We start from the raw sequence: 20,522 nt of genomic DNA on the forward strand, positions 1-20,522 counted from the left end.
GAGCTCGCTCCTACGGCTGATTGGTCGCGATCAACCGCTTACCAGCTGCTTCGCCGCCTGCCGGTGATCAGCGATCAACTGCGCCACATCCAGCCCTTCGATCTGCCCATCGATGACCCGCCAATTGCCGCCGATCATCACCCGATCGGTACGATCTGCACCGCACAACAGCAGCGCGGAGAGCGGATCGTGGCTGCCGGAGAAACGCAGCTCGTCGAGCTTGAACAGCGCCAGGTCGGCCTGCTTGCCCACCGCCAGCTCGCCGATATCGCTGCGCCCCAGCAGTTTCGCCGAGCCCTTGCTTGCCCAGCCGAGTACGCGTTGCGGGGTGATCTGCTCGGCGCCGTAGCGCAGGCGCTGGATGTACAGCGCCTGGCGCGCTTCGAGGATCATGTTCGAAGTATCGTTGGAGGCGGAGCCATCGACGCCCAGGCCCAGCGGCGCGCCGGCGGCTTCCAGCTCGACGCTGGGGCAGATGCCCGAAGCCAGGCGCATGTTGGAGCTGGGGCAATGGCAGATGCCGGTGCCGGCAGCGCCCAGGCGGGCGATCTCGTCGGGGTTGAAATGGATACCATGGGCCAGCCAGGTGCGTGGGCCGAGCCAGCCGACGCTGTCCAGGTAATCCAAGGTGCGCAGGCCGAAGCGCTGCAGGCAGAAGTCCTCCTCGTCGAGGGTTTCGGCCAGGTGGGTATGCAGGCGCACGTCCAGATCATCGGCCAGTTCGGCGCTCTGGCGCATGATTTCCTGGGTCACCGAGAAGGGCGAGCAGGGGGCGAGGGCGATCTGGATCTGCGCGCCGTCGCCGCGCTGGTGGTACTGGCCGATCAGGCGCTGGCTGTCGGCCAGGATCACCTCGCCCTGTTGCACCGTCTGCTGCGGCGGCAGGCCACCATCGGCTTCGCCCAGGCTCATGGAACCGCGCGTGAGCATGGCGCGCATGCCCAGTTCGCGCACCGCCTCGACCTGTACGTCGATGGCATTCTCCAGGCCGCCGGGGAACAGATAATGATGGTCGGCGGCGGTGCTACAGCCGGACAGCAGCAGCTCGGCCAACGCCACCTTGCTGGCCAGGGCCAGTTTCTCGGGCGTGAGGCGCGCCCAGACTGGGTAGAGCGTCTTCAGCCAGGGGAACAGCGGCTGGTTGACCACCGGCGCCCAGGCGCGGGTGAGGGTCTGGTAGAAGTGATGGTGGGTATTGATCAGGCCCGGCAGCAGCACGTGCTCGCGGGCATCGAAGGTTTGCTTGCAGGGTGTTGAAGGCTGCTGGCCGGCACCGAGCACTTCGGTGATTCGGCCATCCTCAATCACCAGGCCGCCGGAAGCGTCCAGGTCATTGGCGGTGAATATAGCAAGGGGGTTCTTGATCCAGATACGGGTAGCTGCCATGAGCAGGCTCCTCTGAGGTTGATGTCAGGTAAGCCAGCTCAGTGTTGACCCTGTCTGCTGATCCAGGTGCGCCAGAAATGACGTGCGGCGAAGATAGCTGACTCTGGAGTCAGGGGCAACAAGCCTGTCGCGGCTGAAGCCGCTCCCACAAGAATGGCATTTGTCTGTGGGAGCGGCTTTTGTGGGAGGGGCTTTAGCCGCGACTCTTCTGAGGTCAGAGCCAGACCGAATCCCACAGCGGGTAATCGCCCACCCGGCTGACCAAGCCCGCTCTTAGAGGGTTGGCGACGATATACCGTGCTGCCGGCAGTACATCTTCTTCACGACGTAATGCCCGGTCATGAAAGCCATCCTGCCAGAGTTTTCCCTGGCGCTTGGTTAGCTGGTTGATGTGCTTGGCGCTGCGTCCCTTGATGCGCCGCATCAGGTCGCTGATCGAGCCTTGCTGCAGTGCAATCAGCCAGTGCAGGTGATCGGGCATGAGTACCCAAGCCAGCGATTCGGCTAGGCCGTCCTGCTGCGCAGCTTTGAGTTCGGCAACGACCAGGCGGCCAATCGCGAAGTCCGTGAACAGTGTTTCACGGCCTTCTGTCGTTGCGGTGAGTAGGTAGATACGCTGCGGCTCCGAGAAGCGAGCGGCGCGCAAGCGAGCTGAGTGGGGCATTCCTTTGCCTCCCGGGTGGGTGTGACAAAGGTATAGCCGATAAAAGCCTTGTCGCGGCTAAAGCCCCTCCCACAGCACCAGTGCAGTCTGTGGGATCGGCTTTTGTGGGAGGGACTTTAGCCGCGACTTCTCCTCATCAATGCCCCGGTTGCCAGGGCTGGCCCAGCGACACCGGCGCATACAGCCGGGTCTTGATCGCGTCGCGCGAGAGCAGCACCAGCACGACGATGGTGGCGACGTAGGGCAGCATCGCCAGCAGGTTCGACGGGATCGACAGGCCGATGCCCTGCGCCACCAGGTGGAGGATGCTGGCCAGGCCGAACAGGTAGGCGCCGAGCAGCACACGCAAGACGCGCCAACTGGCAAACACCACCAGCGCCAGGGCGATCCAGCCGCGCCCGGCGGTCATGTTCTCCGCCCACATCGGCGTGTAGGCCAGCGACAGGTAGCCACCGGCCAGGCCGGCCATGGCGCCGCCGAACAATACTGCCAGGGTGCGCACGCGCAGCACCGGCAGGCCCATGGCGCTGGCTGCGTCCGGGTTTTCGCCAACGGCCTGGATGATCAGGCCGATACGGCTTTTCAGCAGCACCCAGGCCACCAGCGCGAACAGTGCGAAGGACAGGTAGATCAGCACGTCCTGGGCGAACAGCATGCGCCCGATCAGCGGGATATCGGACAGCAGCGGAATGACGATGGGCTCGAAGCCGGACAGCGGCTTGCCGACCCAGGCAGCGCCGACGAAGGTGGACAGGCCGACGCCGAAGATGGTCAGAGCCAGGCCGGTGGCCACCTGGTTGGCGTTGAAGCCCAGCGCCACGGCGGCGAACAGCAGTGACAGCAGCATGCCGGCAGCCATCGCCAGCAACACGCCGAGCCACAGGCTGCCGGTGCTGAAGGCGACGATAAAGCCGATCACCGCGCCGAACAGCATCATGCCTTCCTGGCCGAGGTTGAGCACGCCGCTCTTCTCGCACACCAGCTCGCCCAGAGCCACCAGCAGCAGCGGCGTGCCGGTGCGTACCATGGCGTAGAAAATATTGGTCAACAGATCGAGATCCATACGTGAAGCCTCGGATGCAGCAGATAAAAAAGAGTGTGTCTTGTGGTGGGAGGGGCTTTAGCCGCGACAGCCGTTCGATTGAAAACGTCGCGGCTAAAGCCCCTCCCACGGTCAGGTGGTCGCCTCGGCGAGGGTCTCGCGCCGTGCCCATTTCCACTTCAGCCGTGGCCGGTAGAGGATCAGCACGTCGCAGGCCAGCAGGTAGAACAGCATCATTCCCTGAAACAGCTGGGTGATCGCCTGCGGCAGGTTGAGATTCATCTGCGCGTTCTCGCCGCCCAGGTAGAGCAGCGCCATCAGCAGGCTGGCGGCGACGATGCCGAGCGGATTGAGGCGGCCGAGAAAGGCCACGGTGATCGCCGCATAGCCGTAGCCGGGCGACACCTGCGGCACCAACTGGCCAATCGGCCCGGCCACTTCGCCGACGCCGGCCATGCCGGCCAGGGCGCCGCTGACCAGCAGGGCGAACCACACCAGGCGTTTCTCGCGAAAGCCGACGAAGCCGGCGGCGCGCTTGTCCAGGCCGAGCACCTTGATCTGGAAGCCGAGAAAGCTCTTGTGCAGCAGCACCCACACCGCTACCAGAGTCAGCAGCGCCAGGTACAGGCCGCCATGCAGGCGACCGTCCTCGCTGACCAGTGGCAGGCGGCTGGCATCGCCGAACATCGCCGACTCGGGGAAGTTGAAACCGGCCGGGTCCTTCAGCGGGCCATGCACGAAGAACAACAGCAGGTTCAGCGCGATGTAGTTGAGCATGATGCTGGTGAGGATTTCGTTGGCGTTGAACTGCGTGCGCAGCCAGGCGGTTAGCCCGGCCCAGGCCGCACCGGCAGCGGTGCCGGCCAGCACCACCCAGGCCAGTGCCCAGCGGCTGTCCCAGTCGATCAGTTGCAGCGCCATGGCGCTGCCGGCCAGCGCGCCGATCAGCAGTTGGCCTTCGGCGCCGATATTCCAGATGCGCGCCTGGTAGGCGACCGCCAGGCCCAGTGCGCAGAGCAGGATCGGCAGTGCCTTGACCAGCAGTTCGGACACGCCGTACCAGTCGCTGACCGGGGCGATCAGCAGGGTGTGCAGGGTTTCCAGCGGGTCATGGCCGAGCAGAGTGAACAGCAGCATGCCGCTCACCAGCGTCAGTACGGCGGCCAGCAGCGGCGACAGCCAGAGCATGGGGCGCGACTCCTGGCCGCGCGGTTCCAGGGATAACAGCATGACGGGCTCCGTCAGCAGGCCGCAGCAGCGGCGGGTTGATCGAACTCACCGGCCATCCAGCGGCCGACTTCTAGGGTGGACACCTGCGCTGTCTCGGCCAGCGGCGACAGCCGCCCGCTGCACAGCGCACCGATGCGGTCGCTGATCTGGAACAGCTCGTCGAGGTCTTCGGAGATCACCAGAATCGCCGCGCCGGCATCGCGCAGGGCGATCAGCGCGCGGTGGATGGCCGCAGCGGCGCCAACGTCCACGCCCCAGGTCGGGTGCGCGGCCACCAGCAGTTTCGGGTTTTGCAGAATCTCGCGGCCGAGGATGAATTTCTGCAGATTGCCGCCGGACAGGCTGCGCGCGGCGGTGTCGGCACCCGGCGTCTTCACCGCGAAGCGGCGGATGATCTCGTCCGCCAGCGCCCGTACCTTGCCGCGCTGCACCAAGCCGCCCTTGACCAGGCCCTGGCCGAAGGCGGTGAGCAGGGCGTTGTCCACCAGGCTCATCTCCGGCACGGCGCCATGGCCGAGGCGTTCGGCGGGTACGAAGGCCAGGCCCAGCTGGCGCCGCGCATCCGGGTGCAGATTGGCCACTGGCGCGGCATCGATGCTCACCCGCTCGCGCTCACCGCGTGGCAGTCGGGTTTCGCCGCTGAGCAGAGCGAGCAACTCGTCCTGGCCATTGCCGGCGACCCCGGCGATGCCGACGATCTCGCCGCTGCGCACCTCCAGGCGAAGGCGTTCGAGCGAGCAGCCGAACGGGTCGGGGTTGTGCCAACTGAGGTCATCGACGCGCAGCCGTGGCAGGCCGCCGCTGACTTTCGGGTAGCTGCTTTCCAGCCCCTCGGCATCACCGACCATCAGTCGCGCCAACTCCAGGTCGCTGCATTCTGCCGGCACGCAATGGCCGGACACCCGCCCGCCGCGCAGCACCGTGGCGCTCTGGCATAGCGCGCGTACCTCGCCGAGCTTGTGGCTGATAAACAGAATGCTGCAGCCCTCGGCGGCCAGGCGGCGCAGGGTGACGAACAGCTCGTCGGCCTCCTGCGGAGTGAGCACCGAGGTGGGTTCATCGAGGATCAGCAGCTTGATGTCCTGCATCAGGCAGCGGACGATTTCCACGCGCTGGCGTTCGCCGATGGACAGGCTGTGGACCAGGCGGGTCGGTTCCAGCGCCATGCCGTAGCGCTGCGACACCTCGCGAATTTTCGGCTCCAGCTGCTTCGGTGTACCGGCGCCCGCGCCCATGGCCAGGGCGATGTTCTCGGCGACGGTCAGGGTCTCGAACAGCGAGAAATGCTGGAACACCATGCCGATGCCCAGGCCGCGCGCCATGGCCGGGTCGCGCATCGCCAGCCGTTCGCCCTGCCAGCGAATCTCGCCGCTGCTGGGCTGAGTGACGCCGTAGATGATCTTCATCAGCGTGCTCTTGCCGGCACCGTTCTCGCCGAGCAGGGCGCGGATCTCACCGGGGGCGATGGTCAGGTCGATACGGTCGTTGGCCAGACAGCCGGGGTATTGCTTGCTGATGGCGGTCAGCTGCAGGCGTGGGGAAGCGGGTGGGGCGGACATGGGAAGCGCTCATGAACATGACTGAGCGGGGCTAAAGCAAAAACTTGGCCAGTGAGTCAGAAAATCCATTTTATGGGCTCTCGCCTATGGCCGAGCGCACTGCAATGCCTGCCATTGGTGCACGTCTCTCCGTATGCTGCGCACAATGCACCGTATTCGCGCGTGCGCGGCTAAAGCCCCTCCCACAAACAGCTGCTGCTCTTGTGGGAGGGGCTTTAGCCGCGACCGTTGCTCGGATGTAATCCGGGGGCAACAGAAATCACTACTTGCGGCTACCAGGGCTAGCTTCTGCGAGCGGCCCGGTTTGAGCGCTTTTACCAGGGCAAAGGATTGCCTTCGAAGTCCTGATAACTCAGGCCTGGCCGGCCGACGGCAACGCTGACCTGTTCGACCATGCCCTTGCAACTGCTGTCGATATCCAGCGGGGCGTCGGCGCCGCCCATATCGGTGCGTACCCAGCCTGGGTGCATCAGCAGCACGCCGAGCTGCGGATTGTCCTGAGTGCGCACGAAGCACTGCACGAGGTGGTTGAGCGCAGCCTTGCTGGCGCCGTAAAGCGGCATGCCCAGCCCGGCACCCGCCTCGATGCTGCCGAGGATCGAGCTCATGAACACAATCAGCCCATGTTCGGCGGCCAGGTTCGGCAGCAGGCGCTCGGCCACGCGCAGTGGGGCGACGGCGTTGGTCAGGAACAGCTGACCCATTTCCTCGGCGCTGGCCTGTGCGGTGCTGTGGTGCTCGGGGCCGGCGACCCCGGCGTTGACGAAGATGACGTCGAACTGCTGATCATTCAGGCGGTTGGCCAACTGCTCGAGGCTGTTCGGATCAGTCATCTCCAGTTGCTCCACGCGTACGCCGAGTTCTTGCAGAGGGGCTTGGGCTTGTTGCGCTGCGCTGCGCACGGTGGCGGTCACGGCCCAGCCCTGGGCGGCGAATTCACGGGTCAGGCCAAGGCCGAGGCCACGTGAGGCACCGATGATCAGAATGGATCGGGAGGCAGTCATGTCAGGCTCCATGGCGGATGAGAAAGAGGATCAGCATAGCGAATGTCGATCCGATAAGCCTGGCACGGCAATCCCCTGTAGGAGGCCCGCCTCGGGGCGAAGCTTTTCGAGTGCGTCCAGCCACGATTCGCGGCGGGGCGCCGCTCCTACATTTTTGCTGCAGTGTTATTCCGTCAACCTGGCGCCTTGGCTGCGGCCATGGCCGGTTTCGCGGTCGTAACGGCGTTCATGTTCGAGATGCCGTTGCAGCACGGCATTGGCGCGCCGGTTGGCCTGCTGTTGCAGCTCGGTGCAACTGGGGTATTCAGGTGTCGCCAGCAGCGCCGCGTCTATCTCGGCGGCTGCTGCCTGGCCGATGCGGTAATGGCCCAGCTCATGTTCGCGCAGTGCGCCCAGGTACTGTTCGAAACGCTGGCGCTGCTGTGCGTCGCCGCCACCGAGGCGGGGCAGGGTGATGGTGGCGTTCAACTGGGTGCGGGTGAGATCGATCTGGCAGCGACCGTCGCGTTGCTCGCGCCACCAGAAATTCCATTGCACCTGCCAGCGTGTGTAGGCGTGGTAGATCTGGCCGTTCTGGCGAATCGGCGAGGCCTGGTTGATGGTGCGGCTGAGGGACTCGCCGGACGCTACCTGCAGGTCGTAGTACTGTTCCTGCAAACGCTCCTGCACTTCGGCGTGGGCCGACAGGGCGAGCCACAGCAGCGGCAGCAGGGCTGCGGTCGTTCGTTTCATGGCGCTTTCAGACTCTCGCGGCCACGGCTGATATCGCCCAGCAAGCGTTCCAGCGCGGCGTGCTCTGCCGGCGCGACGGCCAAGTGCAGACGTGCGCCGGTGGCGTCGTAATCCTCGCTCTCGATCAGGCTGTCCAACTCGTTCAGACGCGCTTTGAACAGCGGCAGTTCGGCGAACTGCAAATGACAGGTGAAGGGCTGCCGCAGCACCAGTTCACGGCGCTCGCCGGCTTGCAGGCATTTCGCCGCGCTGCCGCCGTAGGCGCGGGCCAGCCCACCGGTGCCAAGCTGAATGCCGCCGTACCAGCGAATCACCAGTACCACCACCTGATCGCAGCCTTGCCCTTCGATGGCGGCGAGGATCGGCCTGCCAGCTGTGCCGCCCGGTTCGCCGTCGTCGTTGAAGCGGTACTGGTTGCCGACCTTCCACGCCCAGCAGTTGTGCGAGGCGGCCAGGTCCCTGTGGCTGTCGATAAAGGCTTGCGCCTCGGCTGCGTTGCTGACTGGCGCGGCGAGGGCGAGGAAGCGGCTTTTGCGGATTTCCTCGCGGTACTCGCAAGGGCCGAGCAGGGTAGTGGGCATGGCACGCGGGTCTGCAAACGAAAACGCCCGCTAGTATAAGCCGGGCGGGCGTCATTTCATGCAGCGCGGGTTCAGGCGCCGATCACGCCGCCGTCGTCACGGCGAACCACCACCACCGAGGAGCGCGGGCGCATGCCCGGCTGATGGTCGGGGAAGCTCGAGTCGCCGTCTTCACCCGGATGTTGCACGCCGATGAACAGCGCGCGGTGATCGGGGCTGAAGGCCACGCCGGTAATCTCGCAGCCCTTCGGGCCGACCAGGAAGCGACGAATCTCGCCGCTGACCGGGTCGGCGCAGAGCATCTGGTTGTTGCCCATGCCGGCGAAGTCGCCGCTATTGCCATAGTTGCCGTCTGTCTGGATCCACAACCGGCCATCCTGGTCGAAGGCCAGCCCGTCCGGACTGTTGAACATGTTGTCGGCATTGACGTTGGTCGACCCGGCGTTGGCGCTGTCGGGGTGCACCACCGGGTTGCCGGCGACCACGAACAGATCCCAGTCAAAACGCTCGGCTGCGGCGTCGTCAGCCGCTTCGCGCCAGCGCAGAATCTGCCCGTAGAGGTTGTTGGCGCGCGGGTTGGCGCCGTCCACCGGCTGACCTTCGCTGCCACGCTGCACATTGTTGGTCAGGGTGCAGTAGACCTGGCCGTCCTGCGGGCTGACGGCGATCCATTCCGGGCGATCCATGCGGGTTGCGCCCACATGGCTGCCGGCAGCGCGGGCGCGAATCAGCACATCGCCCTGGTCGCTGAAGCCGTTTTCTGGGGTCAGGCCATTGTGGCCGAAGCTCAGTTTGATCCAGCGGCCGGAGCCACGCGGCTGCTGCGCGTCGGCATCCAGCTGGGCCACGTACAGGTCGCCATGATCGAGCAGGTGACGGTTGGCCTTGGGGTTGTTCTTGTCGAGGCGATCACGGCTGATGAATTTGTAGATGAACTCACCGCGCTCATCATCGCCCATGTACACCACCACACGGCCATCGCGGCTGAGGGTGATGGCCGCGTTCTCGTGCTTGAAGCGGCCCAGCGCAGTGCGCTTGATCGGCTTGGACGCGGGATCGAAGGGATCGATTTCGGTGACCCAGCCGTGGCGGTTCAGCTCGTTGGGGGTGCGGGCGATATCGAAGCGCTCATCGAACAGGTGCCAGCGGTTGTCGCTGGCACCTTCGAGTTTGACGCTGTAGCGCTTTTGCGCAGGCGTCAGTTGCAGCGCGGCGTCGGTGCTGCCGAAGCAGTCGCTGAAGTTCTCTTCGCAGGTCAGGTAAGTGCCCCAGGGCGTCATGCCGTTGGCGCAGTTCTGGAAGGTGCCGAGCACTTCGATACCGGCCGGATCAGCGGCGGTCTTCATCGACGCGTGGCCGCGCGCCGGGCCGCTGATTTCCATGGGCAGGTTGGCGTGGATGCGGCGGTTGTACGCCGAGCCCTGGACGAACTGCCAGGCGCCGTCCGCATCGCGCTTGACCTCGATGACGGTGACACCCACGGCAGCCTGCGCCTTGCGCACGTCTGCCAGTGACTGCGGCGGCTTGCCGTGTGCCAGCAGGTAAGGGTAATTGCAGTATTCGTTGTTGATCGCCATCAGCGCGCGGTTGGCATCGCCCGGCCAGGGGAAGAAGCTCATGCCGTCGTTGTTCTCGCCGAACTGGCCAAGCTGCTCCTCGGCGCTGTTGCTGCCGTCGCCACGATAGGCTGCGGAGTCCTGGTGCAGCGGCTGGCCCCAGCTGATCAGCACGTCGAAGCGATAGCCCGGCGGCAGGGTGATGGTGTCTGCGGTGCTGGCGGCAATGTTGTCGAAGCCCAGCAGCGGCCTGGCACTGATGGCGTTGGCCAGTGCCGTGCGGCCCAGCGGGCTGCCCGCCAGGAACAGGGCAGCACCGGCCAGGGCGCCGGTGCCGATGAAGCGGCGGCGGCTAAGTACCAGGCGCTGCAGGTCAGTCAGATCGTGGTTGTCCATCAGGCATGTCTCCTCCAGAAATGGAGGGCAGCCTAGTGCGCGGATGTGACGAATCTATGAAGCTTTGTTGACGGGCGTCAGGCCGCAGCCCTTGAGGATGATCTGCACCAGTTGATCGGCGGCCTCCTCGAAGTCCTGCTTGGTCAGGCGTGAACACTGCTTGACGCGGCAGATTTGCGAGGCGAAGTCGGCGTAGTGCTGGGTGCTGCCCCAGAGCAGGAAGATCAGGTGCATGGGGTCGACCGGATCCATCTTGCCGGCGGCGATCCAGGCCTCGAACACGGCAGCGCGGCCACGGAACCAGTCCAGGTAGTGCTGGTTGAAATACTGCGACAGGCAGTCGCCGCCGCTGATCACTTCCATGGCGAAGATGCGCGAAGCCTTCGGCTGGCGCCGGGAAAACTCCATCTTGGCGCGGATGTAGCGCTCCAGCGCCTCGGCCGGATCATCATCGACGCTCAGGGTGTTGAAGGTGCTGTCCCACAGTTCGAGGATATTGCTCAGCACCGCCAGGTACAGGCCCAGCTTATTGTTGAAGTAGTAGTGCAGGTTGGCCTTGGGCAGGCCGACGTTCTGCGCGATGGTGTTCATGCTGGTGCCCTTGAAACCATGGCGGGCGAACTCTTCCTCGGCGGCCTTGATGATGGCTTCTTCATTCTTCTGGCGAATGCGCCCGGCAGGTTTGTCGCTGGTGTGATGGGCGGGTACTTCGAAGGTCATAGAGCAATTCCATGCTGATCGGGGAGCGGCGCGCCTGCACTGATACCCCAGCATTGCCTGGGTGACAAGTGCGCTGCGCGGAAAAACGCTGGGGCAGGGCTCAATTGCCCCGAGAGGCGGCTGTGCGGGGGCGTTTACGGAATCTATGGCACTCAGCCATCGGCCAGTGCTTCGAGAAAACTCTCCAGTACCAGATGGGCACGCCGTCCTTTGCGCGTGACCGCTGCCAGGTTGATGTCGTAGTAGCGGCTGCTGGCCTTGAGCGCGCGCAAGCGCCCCTGCTGCACCCATGCCTGGGCGTAATGATCCGGCAGGTAGCCGATGTAACGTCCGGTGAGGATGAGAAAGGCCATGCCTTCGCGATCCGAAGCGCTGGCCGTGCAGTTCAGTGCCTGGTAGTGGCTCTGCACCTCGGATGGTACGCGGAAGGTCGGCGCGATGGCTTCCTGGGCGTTGAGCCTGTCGTCTTCGAGTTGTTGGTTGTCGACATAGAACAATGGGTGGCCGACCGCGCAGTAAAGCAGCGAGCGCTCATCGTACAGCGCCTGGTATTCGAGGCCGGATAGGGCGCCGACCTGCGGCACCACGCCGATATGCAGGCGGCCGTCGAGCACGCCCTGTTCCACCTCCGACGGTGGCGTCATGCGGATGTTGATGCGCACGTCCGGCCCCTGCACCTTGAGCCGGGCCAGGGCATTGGTGATGCGCATGTGCGGGATGGTCACGAGGTTGTCGGTCAGGCCGATGTTCAGTTCGCCGCGCAGGTGCTGGTGCAGGCCATTGACCTCGGTGCGAAAGCTCTCCAGCGCCGCCAGCAGTTGCAGGGTGCTCTGGTACACCTCGCGGCCTTCCTCGGTCAGGGCGAAGCCGGCGCGGCCGCGCTGGCACAGGCGCAGGCCGAGGCGTTGTTCCAGATCGCTCATCTGCTGGCTGATGGCCGAGCGGCCGATGCCCAATGCGCTTTCCGCTGCGGAAAAACCACCGCATTCCACCACACTGCGAAACAGCTTGAGCAGGCGGATTTCAAAGTCGCTGACCTGGGCCAGCGGATCGGGACGACGGCTGCTCATTTGTTTAGTAAGCCTTGATCTGAAGATAAGAAGAGTACTGTTTTACTGACTCTATGCCCGTGGCACCTTTGCTGGCAACTACCCTGTAGGAGCCGGCTTGCCGGCGATCATCGCCCGCAAGCGGGCTCCTACACCCGATTGCCTGCCCGAGTGAGGCTCCCAATGAACATGCCGCAGACCGCAACCCCGTCCCTGGCCAGCCAGCTCAAGCTGGATGCGCACTGGATGCCGTTCTCCGCCAACCGTAACTTCCAGCGCGACCCGCGTCTGATCGTCGGCGCCGAAGGCAGCTGGCTGACCGACGACCAGGGCCGCAAGGTCTACGACAGCCTGTCCGGTCTGTGGACCTGCGGCGCCGGCCACTCGCGCAAGGAAATCCAGGAGGCCGTGGCCAAGCAGCTCGGCACCCTCGACTATTCGCCGGGCTTCCAGTTCGGCCACCCACTGTCGTTCAAGCTGGCCGAGCAGGTCGCTGACCTGATGCCGGGCGACCTCAACCACGTGTTCTTCACCGGCTCTGGCTCCGAGTGCGCCGACACCGCGGTGAAGATGGCCAAGGCCTACTGGCGCCTCAAAGGCCAGGCGTCCAAGACCCGCTTCATCGGCCGTGCCCGTGGCTACCACGGCGTCAACATCGCTGGTACCGCGCTGGGCGGCATCGGTGGCAACCGCAAGATGTACGGCCAACTGATGGACGCCGACCACCTGCCGCACACCCTGCAGCCGGGCATGGCCTTCACCAAGGGCATGGCCGAGACCGGCGGCGTGGAGCTGGCCAACGAACTGCTCAAGCTGATCGAGCTGCATGACGCTTCCAACATCGCGGCGGTGATCGTCGAGCCGATGTCCGGCTCGGCCGGTGCCATCGTGCCGCCGGTGGGCTACCTGCAGCGCCTGCGCGAAATCTGCACCCAGCACAACATCCTGCTGATCTTCGACGAAGTCATCACCGGCTTCGGCCGTATGGGCAAGTGGAGTGGTGCGGAGTTCTTCGGCGTGACCCCGGACCTGATGAACGTCGCCAAGCAGATCACCAACGGCGCCATCCCGCTGGGTGCGGTGATCGCCAGCAGCGAGATCTACAACACCTTCATGCAGCAGCCGTCGCCGGAGCACATGATCGAGTTCACCCACGGCTACACCTACTCGGCGCACCCGGTGGCCTGCGCCGCTGGTCTGGCGACGCTGGAGCTGCTCAACCGCGAGAACCTGATCCAGCAGTCCGCCGAGTTGGCGCCGAAGTTCGAGGCCGCGCTGCATGGCCTGAAGGGTACCAAGCACATCATCGATATCCGCAACTGCGGTCTGGCTGGCGCCCTGCAGATCGCCCCGCGTGACGGTGACGCGGTGATCCGTCCGTTCGAGGCCGGCATGGCCCTGTGGAAGGCCGGTTTCTACGTACGCTTCGGTGGCGACACCCTGCAGTTTGGCCCGACCTTCAATGCCAAGATGGAAGATCTCGACCGCGTCTTCAACGCCGTCGGCGACGTGCTGAACAAGCTGGATTAAGAGCGAGCGCACCCCTTTCTGTAGGAGCCTGCTTGCGGGCGAGGTTGTAAAACGGATCGCCGGCAAGCCGGCTCCTACCCACAGTAATTACGTCTAGGAGCTTTCCCATGAGCCATATCCCTCACCTGATCAACGGCGAGCGCGTTGCCGGCAACGGTCGCAGCGCCCCGGTGTACAACCCGTCCACCGGCGACTCCACCAGCGCCGTCGGCCTGGCTGATCGCGCCACCATGCAACTGGCCATCGACGCCGCCAAGGCTGCCTTCCCGGCCTGGCGCAACACCCCGCCGGCCAAGCGCGCGCAGGTCATGTTCCGCTTCAGGGAGTTGCTGGAGCAGAACGAGAACGAAATCGCCGCACTGATCAGCGCCGAGCATGGCAAGACCCTCGAAGACGCCGTCGGTGAACTCAAGCGCGGCATCGAGAACGTCGAGTTCGCCTGCGCCGCCCCGGACATTCTCAAGGGCGAATACAGCCGCAACGTCGGCCCGAACATCGACGCCTGGACCGATCTGCAACCCATTGGCGTCGTGGCAGGAATTACCCCGTTCAACTTCCCGGCCATGGTGCCGCTGTGGATGTATCCGCTGGCCATCGTCTGCGGTAACTGCTTCATTTTGAAGCCATCCGAGCGCGACCCGAACTCCACCCTGTTCATCGCCGAACTGCTGAACCAGGCCGGCCTGCCCAAGGGCGTGCTGAACGTGGTCAACGGCGACAAGGACGCGGTCGACGCGCTGATCGAAGCGCCTGAGGTCAAGGCCCTGAGCTTTGTCGGTTCGACGCCGATCGCCGAATACATCTACAGCGAAGGCACCAAGCGTGGCAAACGCGTGCAGGCCCTGGGCGGCGCCAAGAACCACGCCGTGCTGATGCCCGATGCCGACCTGGACAACGCCGTCAGCGCACTGATGGGCGCGGCCTACGGCTCCTGCGGTGAGCGCTGCATGGCCATCTCCGTGGCCGTGTGCGTGGGCGACCAGATCGCCGATGCGCTGGTCGAGAAGATCGTCCCGCAGATCCAGGCGCTGAAGATCGGTGCCGGTACCTCTTGCGGCCTCGACATGGGCCCGCTGGTCACCGCTGCAGCGCGCGACAAGGTCAAGGGCTACATCGACGCCGGTGTGGCGCAGGGCGCCAAGCTGGTGGTCGATGGTCGTGGTCTGGTGGTGCCGGGTAACGAGAACGGCTACTTCGTCGGCGGCACCCTGTTCGACCGAGTGACCCCGGACATGACCATCTACACCGACGAGATCTTCGGCCCGGTGCTGTGCATCGTTCGCGTCGGCAGCCTGGAAGAAGCCATGCAACTGATCAACGATCACGAGTACGGCAACGGCACCTGCATCTTCACCCGTGACGGTGAAGCGGCGCGCCTGTTCTGCGACGAGATCGAAGTGGGAATGGTCGGCGTCAACGTGCCGCTGCCGGTACCGGTGGCTTACCACAGCTTCGGCGGCTGGAAGCGCTCGCTGTTCGGCGACCTGCATGCCTACGGCCCGGATGGCGTGCGCTTCTACACCCGCAAGAAGGCCATCACCCAGCGCTGGCCGGCGCGCAAGAGCCACGAAGCGGCGCAGTTCGCCTTCCCCAGCAATGGCTGAGTGAGCTGCTGCTTTGAATGAAAAGGCCGATCAAGAGATCGGCCTTTTTGTTGTCAGGCAGCAGGTTGCTCGTTGCAAGCAGCGCTCCGCTGGAGACGCCGTTCACTGCGCCTGGTCGATGGCCTCCTGCAGACGCCGAGTGTTCGCCGCATTGGCCTGGTCGATCTGCTGCTTGAGCTGCTCCATCTGCTGTTGGGCCTGTTTGGCCTGCTCAGCCTGGAGCGTCGCCGTAGCGGCCGTCTCACCGGCGCCGCAGCCGCCCAGGGTGATTAACAGGGAAAGGGTGCAGCAATGGCGCAGGTGCATCATGGAGTCCTCGGGCAAGCTCGTGCGGTGAGCGATAGATTGGCGCATTTGTGCCGGTTTGTGTGTGCCGGCTGCCGCAAAGCGAAAGCGCTGATTCGAGCACGCCATGCCGCTCGTTGCATATCGTCTGTCCACGTCCTCTGGTAATACAGCCGGCAGGTAGAAAAGGGAGATGCACGATGACCGAGCCATTCATGCTGGATTTACACATGTACCTCGGGCGCCTGGGTTACTCGTCGGCGCCGCCACCGACCCTCGACACCCTGCGCGAGCTGCAAGAGCGGCACACTGCCGAGTTCCCCTTCGAAACCCTGGCGAGCATGCTGCGCGTGCCGGTGGAGGTCGAACCCGCCGCGGTCCAGGACAAGCTGCTGCGCCAGGGCCGTGGCGGTTACTGCTTCGAACTCAACCGTCTGTACCTGCTGCTGTTGCAGGAATTGGGCTTCGACGCGCGCGGGCTGACCGGCCGCGTGGTCATGGGCGGGCCGGAAGATGCCCTGCCAGCGCGTACCCATATGCTGGTGCTGGTGACCCTGGGGGCGTTTGCTACATCACCGACGTCGGCTTCGGCCGCATGGTGCCCACCGGTCCCTTGCTGCTCGACAGTGAGGCCGAGCAGGCCACGCCGCATGAGCCTTATCGTTTGACGCTGGTGGATGACACCTACACCTTGCGCGCACTGGTGGCGGACAGCTGGCGGGCGATGTACCTGTTCGATCTGCAGAAGGTGGCGGATATCGATTACGTGGTGGGCAACTGGTACGTGTGCACCCACCCGGAATCGCCCTTTCTCGGCCAGATGATCGCCGCACGCACCGGGCCAGGCCTGCGCAAAACGCTGAACAACGGCAGCTTCGCCATCCACCGCCTGGGGCAGGCGAGTGAGCGGGTGCAACTGCAGAGTGTCGATGAGGTGCTCAGGGTTCTGCGCGAGGAGTTTGGCATTCGGGTGCCGGAGCATCCTGAGCGACGGCAGATCATCGAGCGGTTGATAGCGGGGGCGTGAAGGCAAGGTCGCTGGTATCGCCGCGTTCTTGTAGGAGGGGCTTCAGCCGCGAAAATCTTTCAGCCAACCGAGATTGCTGACGGAACAGCGATCAGTTCCCCTCTCCCGCTTGCGGGGCGTAAGCGGAAATAGCGAAGAACTGCTTCGCCTGCTGAAGCGCCAGCCTGCTAAAACGCCATTATGCGGGCATTTTCAGGGGGGCTGTGGGGCCAGAGGCATGAGCGAGTACTGGAAGTATCGAGGAGCAGAGCGGGTGATCGAGCTGCACGGGTATGAGCGCCAAGAGGCAGCGCCTGACGGGCCACCTGCTGCTGCAGGTCAGCCCGTTTGGCGAAGGTGTGACCGTGGGTATGGCTTAGTGCTCGCCCTTCATCGCGCCACTGAGGCCGAACATCAGCACCAGTAGGTTGGCATCGGGTTTGGCGGCGGGCTGCACTTGCTTGCGCAAAGGCGCGGTGGGGCAGGGTTCTGCGGCGGTGCAGGCTTGCGCTTCCAGCACGCGTGGGCCGGGCTCCTGCCAGGCTGCGGCGGCGATTGCCGTTACGCTGAGGGCGAGGCCCAGGAACAAACCTCGTGCTATTTCTAATTTCATTTTGCTAACCCCTTGAAAGCGCTGCCAAACGCTGTTCGCTAAACCTAGATCACCCATTGCCTTGTCGTCGTCTCATGCGACGAACGGTCTTAGCGCGTAGCTGGCACCAGCCGGGGCTGTGCTGGGACACGGGCCTTGTCGGTTGGTTCAACAATGCTGCGGGTAACGTATCGACGTAACCTTAGGTGCCCATTAAGGCCCCCTGTAACAGCCGGCCCTGGCAGTTGCAGTCGCCTGCAGCTCTGCTTGCTACCCAGCGCAAAGGTGCAAGGTAGAGCCACTTCCTGGTGGGGGTGATGCGGATGGAGCGAGGTGTTGCGGGGAAAACACTGCCGACCCTGGGCCGGCAGTCATTTGTTCAGGCAATAGCCGTGCCGAGGCCTTTGGCACCATCGGCGAAGATCTGGCGATAGCCCTGCAGCAGTTGCTGCCAGTCGGCGTCGGACCAGGGGCTGTGGCGTCGTAGTTGAGGCAGGTCGTGCTGAGCGGCCTGGGCGCGTGTCAGGCGGCGACGGCTTTTCTCCAGATCCAGCAGGGCAACCTGCGGCGTTTCGCCGGCAACGTTAACGAATACATGTTTGGCATACAGGCAACCGTGCTGCCAGCGCCCCAGGTGCATGCGCGCCAGAGTCGCGCCAACAAGTTGCAGCAGCTCGGTATGTACGGCTTCACCACAGGCTTCGCGGCCGCCTTTGGCGTACCAGCTTTCGATGTCCATGAAGCCTTCGAGCTCGGCGGTCACCAGCAGGCCCCGCCAGCCCTGTTGTGGGTCGCGTTCAACGCCGCAGTAGATCAGCTTGGGAACGGGCACGCCGAGTGCGTCCAGGGCCAGCAGTGCACTGCGTTCGCGCAGTACAGTCGGGCGTCCCTGTGGGTGCAGCAGGCTGCGGTAGATATGGCCGATCTGTTTCTTGGCGTAGAGCACGCCGGTTTCATCCAGCAGGCGCTGCACGCCACTTTCGCCGCCGCGGCGAGCGTTGGGCTCTTCGACCCAATCACCTTGCTGTTGCCACCAGTATTGGAATACCTGCTGAGGAATCTCACGCGTACTGCAAAGGGCCATATTTTTGTTCTTCTATTGGAGGTTTGCGCAGCACTCGTCTCGTGAACGGGGACTGCATCGTTCAGGGTTGTAACAAAACATAAGCAAACAACGTTCCCGAGTCCACAGGAAATGTCATCGGGTTTTTCGGCCTGTATCGCTTTTCGTCGGGCATAAAAAATTTCCGGGAGAAATTTTTAACGTCGCGTAGCGACGGCCCTCAGGGTGGCCGCCATGGATGGCAGGCCAAAAAAAACCCCGCGACTGGCGCGGGGTTCTTGGTACTGCTAAGGAGCCGGGTGGCTTACATCATGCCGCCCATGCCACCCATACCGCCCATGCCACCCATATCAGGCATGGCCGGGCCTTTGTCGTCAGCCGCTTCGGCAACCATGGCCTCGGTGGTGATCATCAGGCCGCCGATGGAAGCAGCAGCTTGCAGGGCCGAACGGGTGACCTTGGCCGGGTCGAGAATACCCATCTCGATCATGTCGCCGTAGGTGTCGGTCGCGGCGTTGAAGCCGAAGTTGCCCGAACCCTGCTTGACCTTGTCGACCACTACGCTCGGCTCGCCGCCGGCGTTGGCAACAATCTGACGCAGTGGCGCTTCGACAGCGCGACGCAGCAGAGCGATACCGACGTTCTGGTCTTCGTTGTCGCCTTTCAGCTCGTCGATTGCCAGCAGAGCGCGCACCAGGGCCACGCCGCCGCCAGGTACCACGCCTTCTTCCACGGCAGCGCGGGTAGCGTGCAGGGCGTCTTCAACGCGGGCTTTCTTCTCTTTCATCTCGACTTCGGTGGCAGCGCCAACCTTGATCACGGCAACACCGCCAGCCAGCTTGGCCAGACGCTCTTGCAGCTTCTCTTTGTCGTAGTCGGAGGTGGTGTCTTCGACCTGCTTGCGGATCTGTGCAACGCGGGCCTCGATGTCGGCTTGGGCGCCAGCACCATCGATGATGGTGGTGTTGTCCTTGTTCAGCACGACGCGCTTGGCGTTACCCAGGTGCTCCAGAGTGGCGCTTTCCAGGGACAGGCCAACTTCTTCGGAGATCACGGTACCGCCGGTGAGGATGGCGATGTCCTGCAGCATGGCCTTGCGGCGGTCGCCGAAGCCCGGAGCCTTGACGGCTGCGACTTTGACGATGCCGCGCATGTTGTTGACCACCAGGGTAGCCAGGGCTTCGCCTTCGACGTCTTCAGCCACGATCAGCAGCGGACGGCCAGCTTTGGCAACGGCTTCCAGAACCGGCAGCAGTTCGCGGATGTTGCTGATCTTCTTGTCGACCAGCAGCAGCAGTGGGCCTTCCAGCTCGGCAACCATGGTGTCCGGCTTGTTGATGAAGTACGGCGACAGGTAGCCGCGGTCGAACTGCATGCCTTCTACGACGGACAGTTCGTTTTCCAGGCCCGAGCCTTCTTCAACGGTGATGACGCCTTCTTTACCGACCTTTTCCATGGCTTCGGCGATGATGTCACCGATGGAATTGTCGGAGTTGGCGGAGATGGTGCCGACCTGAGCGATGGCCTTGGTGTCGGTGCACGGCTTGGCCAGTTCTTTCAGTTGGGCAACGATGGCGATAGTGGCCTTGTCGATGCCGCGCTTCAGATCCATCGGGTTCATGCCGGCAGCGACGGACTTCAGGCCTTCGTTGACGATGGCTTGAGCCAGAACGGTAGCGGTGGTGGTGCCGTCACCAGCAGCGTCGTTGGCCTTGGACGCAACGTCCTTGACCAGTTGGGCGCCCATGTTTTCGAAGGCGTCTTTCAGTTCGATTTCCTTGGCAACCGACACACCGTCTTTGGTGATGGTCGGGGCGCCGAAGGATTTGGCCAGCACCACGTTACGGCCTTTCGGGCCGAGGGTGGCTTTGACGGCGTCGGCCAGTACGTTGACGCCAACGAGCATTTTCTTGCGGGCGGAATCGCCAAATTTGACTTCTTTAGCAGCCATGTTGATCAGTCCTCAAATTCTTGAAGGTTAAACGGAGATTCGTGGGAATCAGGCTTCGACGACAGCGAGGATTTCGTTCTCGCCCATGACCAGCAGGTCTTCGCCGTCGACTTTGACGGTGTTGCTGCCGGAGTACGGGCCGAATACCACTTTGTCACCGACCTTGACGGCCAGCGGACGGACTTCGCCGTTATCCAGAACCTTACCGGTACCGACGGCAACGACTTCACCCTGGTTCGGCTTCTCGGCGGCCGAACCCGGCAGCACGATGCCGCCTGCGGTTTTGGTCTCTTCTTCGCTGCGACGGATCACGACGCGGTCATGCAGAGGACGAAGCTTCATTGTCGATCTCTCCTAACAATTGATGGCCAACTTGCCGACTCATGAATGGTCGGCGGGTTTGTAAAATCCGGCGAGGCCGGGTGCGGCACGCTGGGCGTACCGCGAAAGTTGGACTGCCTCAGCGGGCAGCTACCTTGCGGTGACTGCTACATGTGGGCGGGCAAGGGTATTTCAAGGGGCGGGGGTGAAATTTTTTGCGTTGCAGAGGGGCGGCGCTCGTGGTAAGCACC

18 protein-coding genes and 1 pseudogene are annotated in these 20,522 nt (G+C 63.9%); 3 read left to right on the plus strand and 16 right to left on the minus strand.

Annotation, left to right across the window (positions count from 1 at the left end):
• Positions 1-30: 30 nt before the first annotated feature.
• From N5J71_RS20625 to N5J71_RS20675, 11 genes are all read right to left on the minus strand, one after another.
• Positions 31-1,386 (minus strand): 8-oxoguanine deaminase, encoded by a 1,356-nt coding sequence (locus N5J71_RS20625; protein ID WP_084340259.1) that lies wholly within the window; start codon positions 1,384-1,386, stop codon positions 31-33.
• A gap of 214 nt (positions 1,387-1,600) precedes the next feature.
• On the minus strand, positions 1,601-2,050 hold the full coding sequence (locus tag N5J71_RS20630; RefSeq protein ID WP_084340257.1) for an REP-associated tyrosine transposase: 450 nt from the start codon (positions 2,048-2,050) through the stop codon (positions 1,601-1,603).
• Between the two features lie 136 nt (positions 2,051-2,186).
• A complete protein-coding gene (locus N5J71_RS20635) occupies positions 2,187-3,113 on the minus strand; it encodes an ABC transporter permease (protein WP_074855292.1) in 927 nt (308 codons plus the stop codon).
• Between the two features lie 111 nt (positions 3,114-3,224).
• Entirely contained in the window at positions 3,225-4,322 is a 1,098-nt protein-coding gene (locus N5J71_RS20640; RefSeq protein WP_279917550.1) for an ABC transporter permease, read from the minus strand.
• Between the two features lie 11 nt (positions 4,323-4,333).
• Positions 4,334-5,881: an ABC transporter ATP-binding protein gene (locus tag N5J71_RS20645; protein WP_206408692.1), complete on the minus strand. Its 1,548-nt coding sequence runs from the start codon at positions 5,879-5,881 to the stop codon at positions 4,334-4,336.
• Between the two features lie 314 nt (positions 5,882-6,195).
• Entirely contained in the window at positions 6,196-6,885 is a 690-nt protein-coding gene (locus N5J71_RS20650; protein ID WP_206408691.1) for an SDR family oxidoreductase, read from the minus strand.
• 165 nt (positions 6,886-7,050) lie between these two features.
• The gene (locus N5J71_RS20655; RefSeq protein ID WP_004424573.1) at positions 7,051-7,617 is read right to left on the minus strand and encodes a DUF922 domain-containing protein; all 567 of its coding nucleotides are present in this window, start codon (positions 7,615-7,617) and stop codon (positions 7,051-7,053) included.
• Positions 7,614-8,198: an IMPACT family protein gene (locus N5J71_RS20660; protein WP_206408689.1), complete on the minus strand. Its 585-nt coding sequence runs from the start codon at positions 8,196-8,198 to the stop codon at positions 7,614-7,616. The genes N5J71_RS20655 and N5J71_RS20660 overlap by 4 nt, the downstream gene beginning before the upstream one ends.
• Positions 8,199-8,269: 71 nt before the next feature.
• Positions 8,270-10,150 carry a PhoX family protein gene (locus tag N5J71_RS20665; RefSeq protein WP_074855288.1) on the minus strand — a complete coding sequence of 627 codons (1,881 nt, stop codon included), beginning with the start codon at positions 10,148-10,150 and terminating at the stop codon, positions 8,270-8,272.
• 54 nt (positions 10,151-10,204) lie between these two features.
• On the minus strand, positions 10,205-10,870 hold the full coding sequence (locus N5J71_RS20670) for a TetR/AcrR family transcriptional regulator (RefSeq protein ID WP_074855287.1): 666 nt from the start codon (positions 10,868-10,870) through the stop codon (positions 10,205-10,207).
• 152 nt (positions 10,871-11,022) lie between these two features.
• Positions 11,023-11,940, minus strand: coding sequence for a LysR family transcriptional regulator (locus N5J71_RS20675; protein WP_257597968.1), 918 nt, complete (start codon positions 11,938-11,940; stop codon positions 11,023-11,025).
• Between the two features lie 162 nt (positions 11,941-12,102).
• Here N5J71_RS20675 and aptA point away from each other — a divergent pair, with 162 nt between their 5' ends.
• Entirely contained in the window at positions 12,103-13,449 is a 1,347-nt protein-coding gene (gene aptA, locus N5J71_RS20680; protein WP_279917553.1) for an omega-aminotransferase AptA, read from the plus strand.
• Between the two features lie 107 nt (positions 13,450-13,556).
• The gene (locus N5J71_RS20685; protein WP_279917555.1) at positions 13,557-15,053 is read left to right on the plus strand and encodes a CoA-acylating methylmalonate-semialdehyde dehydrogenase; all 1,497 of its coding nucleotides are present in this window, start codon (positions 13,557-13,559) and stop codon (positions 15,051-15,053) included.
• A 102-nt stretch (positions 15,054-15,155) separates the two neighbouring features.
• Here the strand turns inward: N5J71_RS20685 and N5J71_RS20690 are convergent, their stop codons facing one another.
• On the minus strand, positions 15,156-15,362 hold the full coding sequence (locus tag N5J71_RS20690; RefSeq protein WP_169713308.1) for a hypothetical protein: 207 nt from the start codon (positions 15,360-15,362) through the stop codon (positions 15,156-15,158).
• A 176-nt stretch (positions 15,363-15,538) separates the two neighbouring features.
• Between N5J71_RS20690 and N5J71_RS20695 the strand changes: the two are divergent.
• Positions 15,539-16,365, plus strand: a pseudogene (locus tag N5J71_RS20695) (arylamine N-acetyltransferase family protein).
• Positions 16,366-16,720: 355 nt separating this feature from the next.
• On the opposite strand, the gene N5J71_RS20700 reads toward N5J71_RS20695, so the two are convergent.
• The 4 genes from N5J71_RS20700 to N5J71_RS20715 form a co-directional block, all read right to left on the minus strand.
• On the minus strand, positions 16,721-16,957 hold the full coding sequence (locus N5J71_RS20700; protein ID WP_004424563.1) for a hypothetical protein: 237 nt from the start codon (positions 16,955-16,957) through the stop codon (positions 16,721-16,723).
• A gap of 358 nt (positions 16,958-17,315) precedes the next feature.
• Complete coding sequence (locus N5J71_RS20705; RefSeq protein ID WP_169971178.1) at positions 17,316-18,020, minus strand: lipopolysaccharide kinase InaA family protein; 705 nt, start codon at positions 18,018-18,020, stop codon at positions 17,316-17,318.
• A gap of 283 nt (positions 18,021-18,303) precedes the next feature.
• On the minus strand, positions 18,304-19,950 hold the full coding sequence (gene groL / locus N5J71_RS20710) for a chaperonin GroEL (RefSeq protein ID WP_169971179.1): 1,647 nt from the start codon (positions 19,948-19,950) through the stop codon (positions 18,304-18,306).
• Between the two features lie 48 nt (positions 19,951-19,998).
• The gene (locus N5J71_RS20715; RefSeq protein ID WP_017675400.1) at positions 19,999-20,292 is read right to left on the minus strand and encodes a co-chaperone GroES; all 294 of its coding nucleotides are present in this window, start codon (positions 20,290-20,292) and stop codon (positions 19,999-20,001) included.
• Between the last annotated feature and the right edge of the window lie 230 nt (positions 20,293-20,522).

The sequence above is a fragment of the Ectopseudomonas oleovorans genome (assembly GCF_029845265.1).
In the GTDB taxonomy this organism is placed as follows: domain Bacteria; phylum Pseudomonadota; class Gammaproteobacteria; order Pseudomonadales; family Pseudomonadaceae; genus Aquipseudomonas; species Aquipseudomonas oleovorans.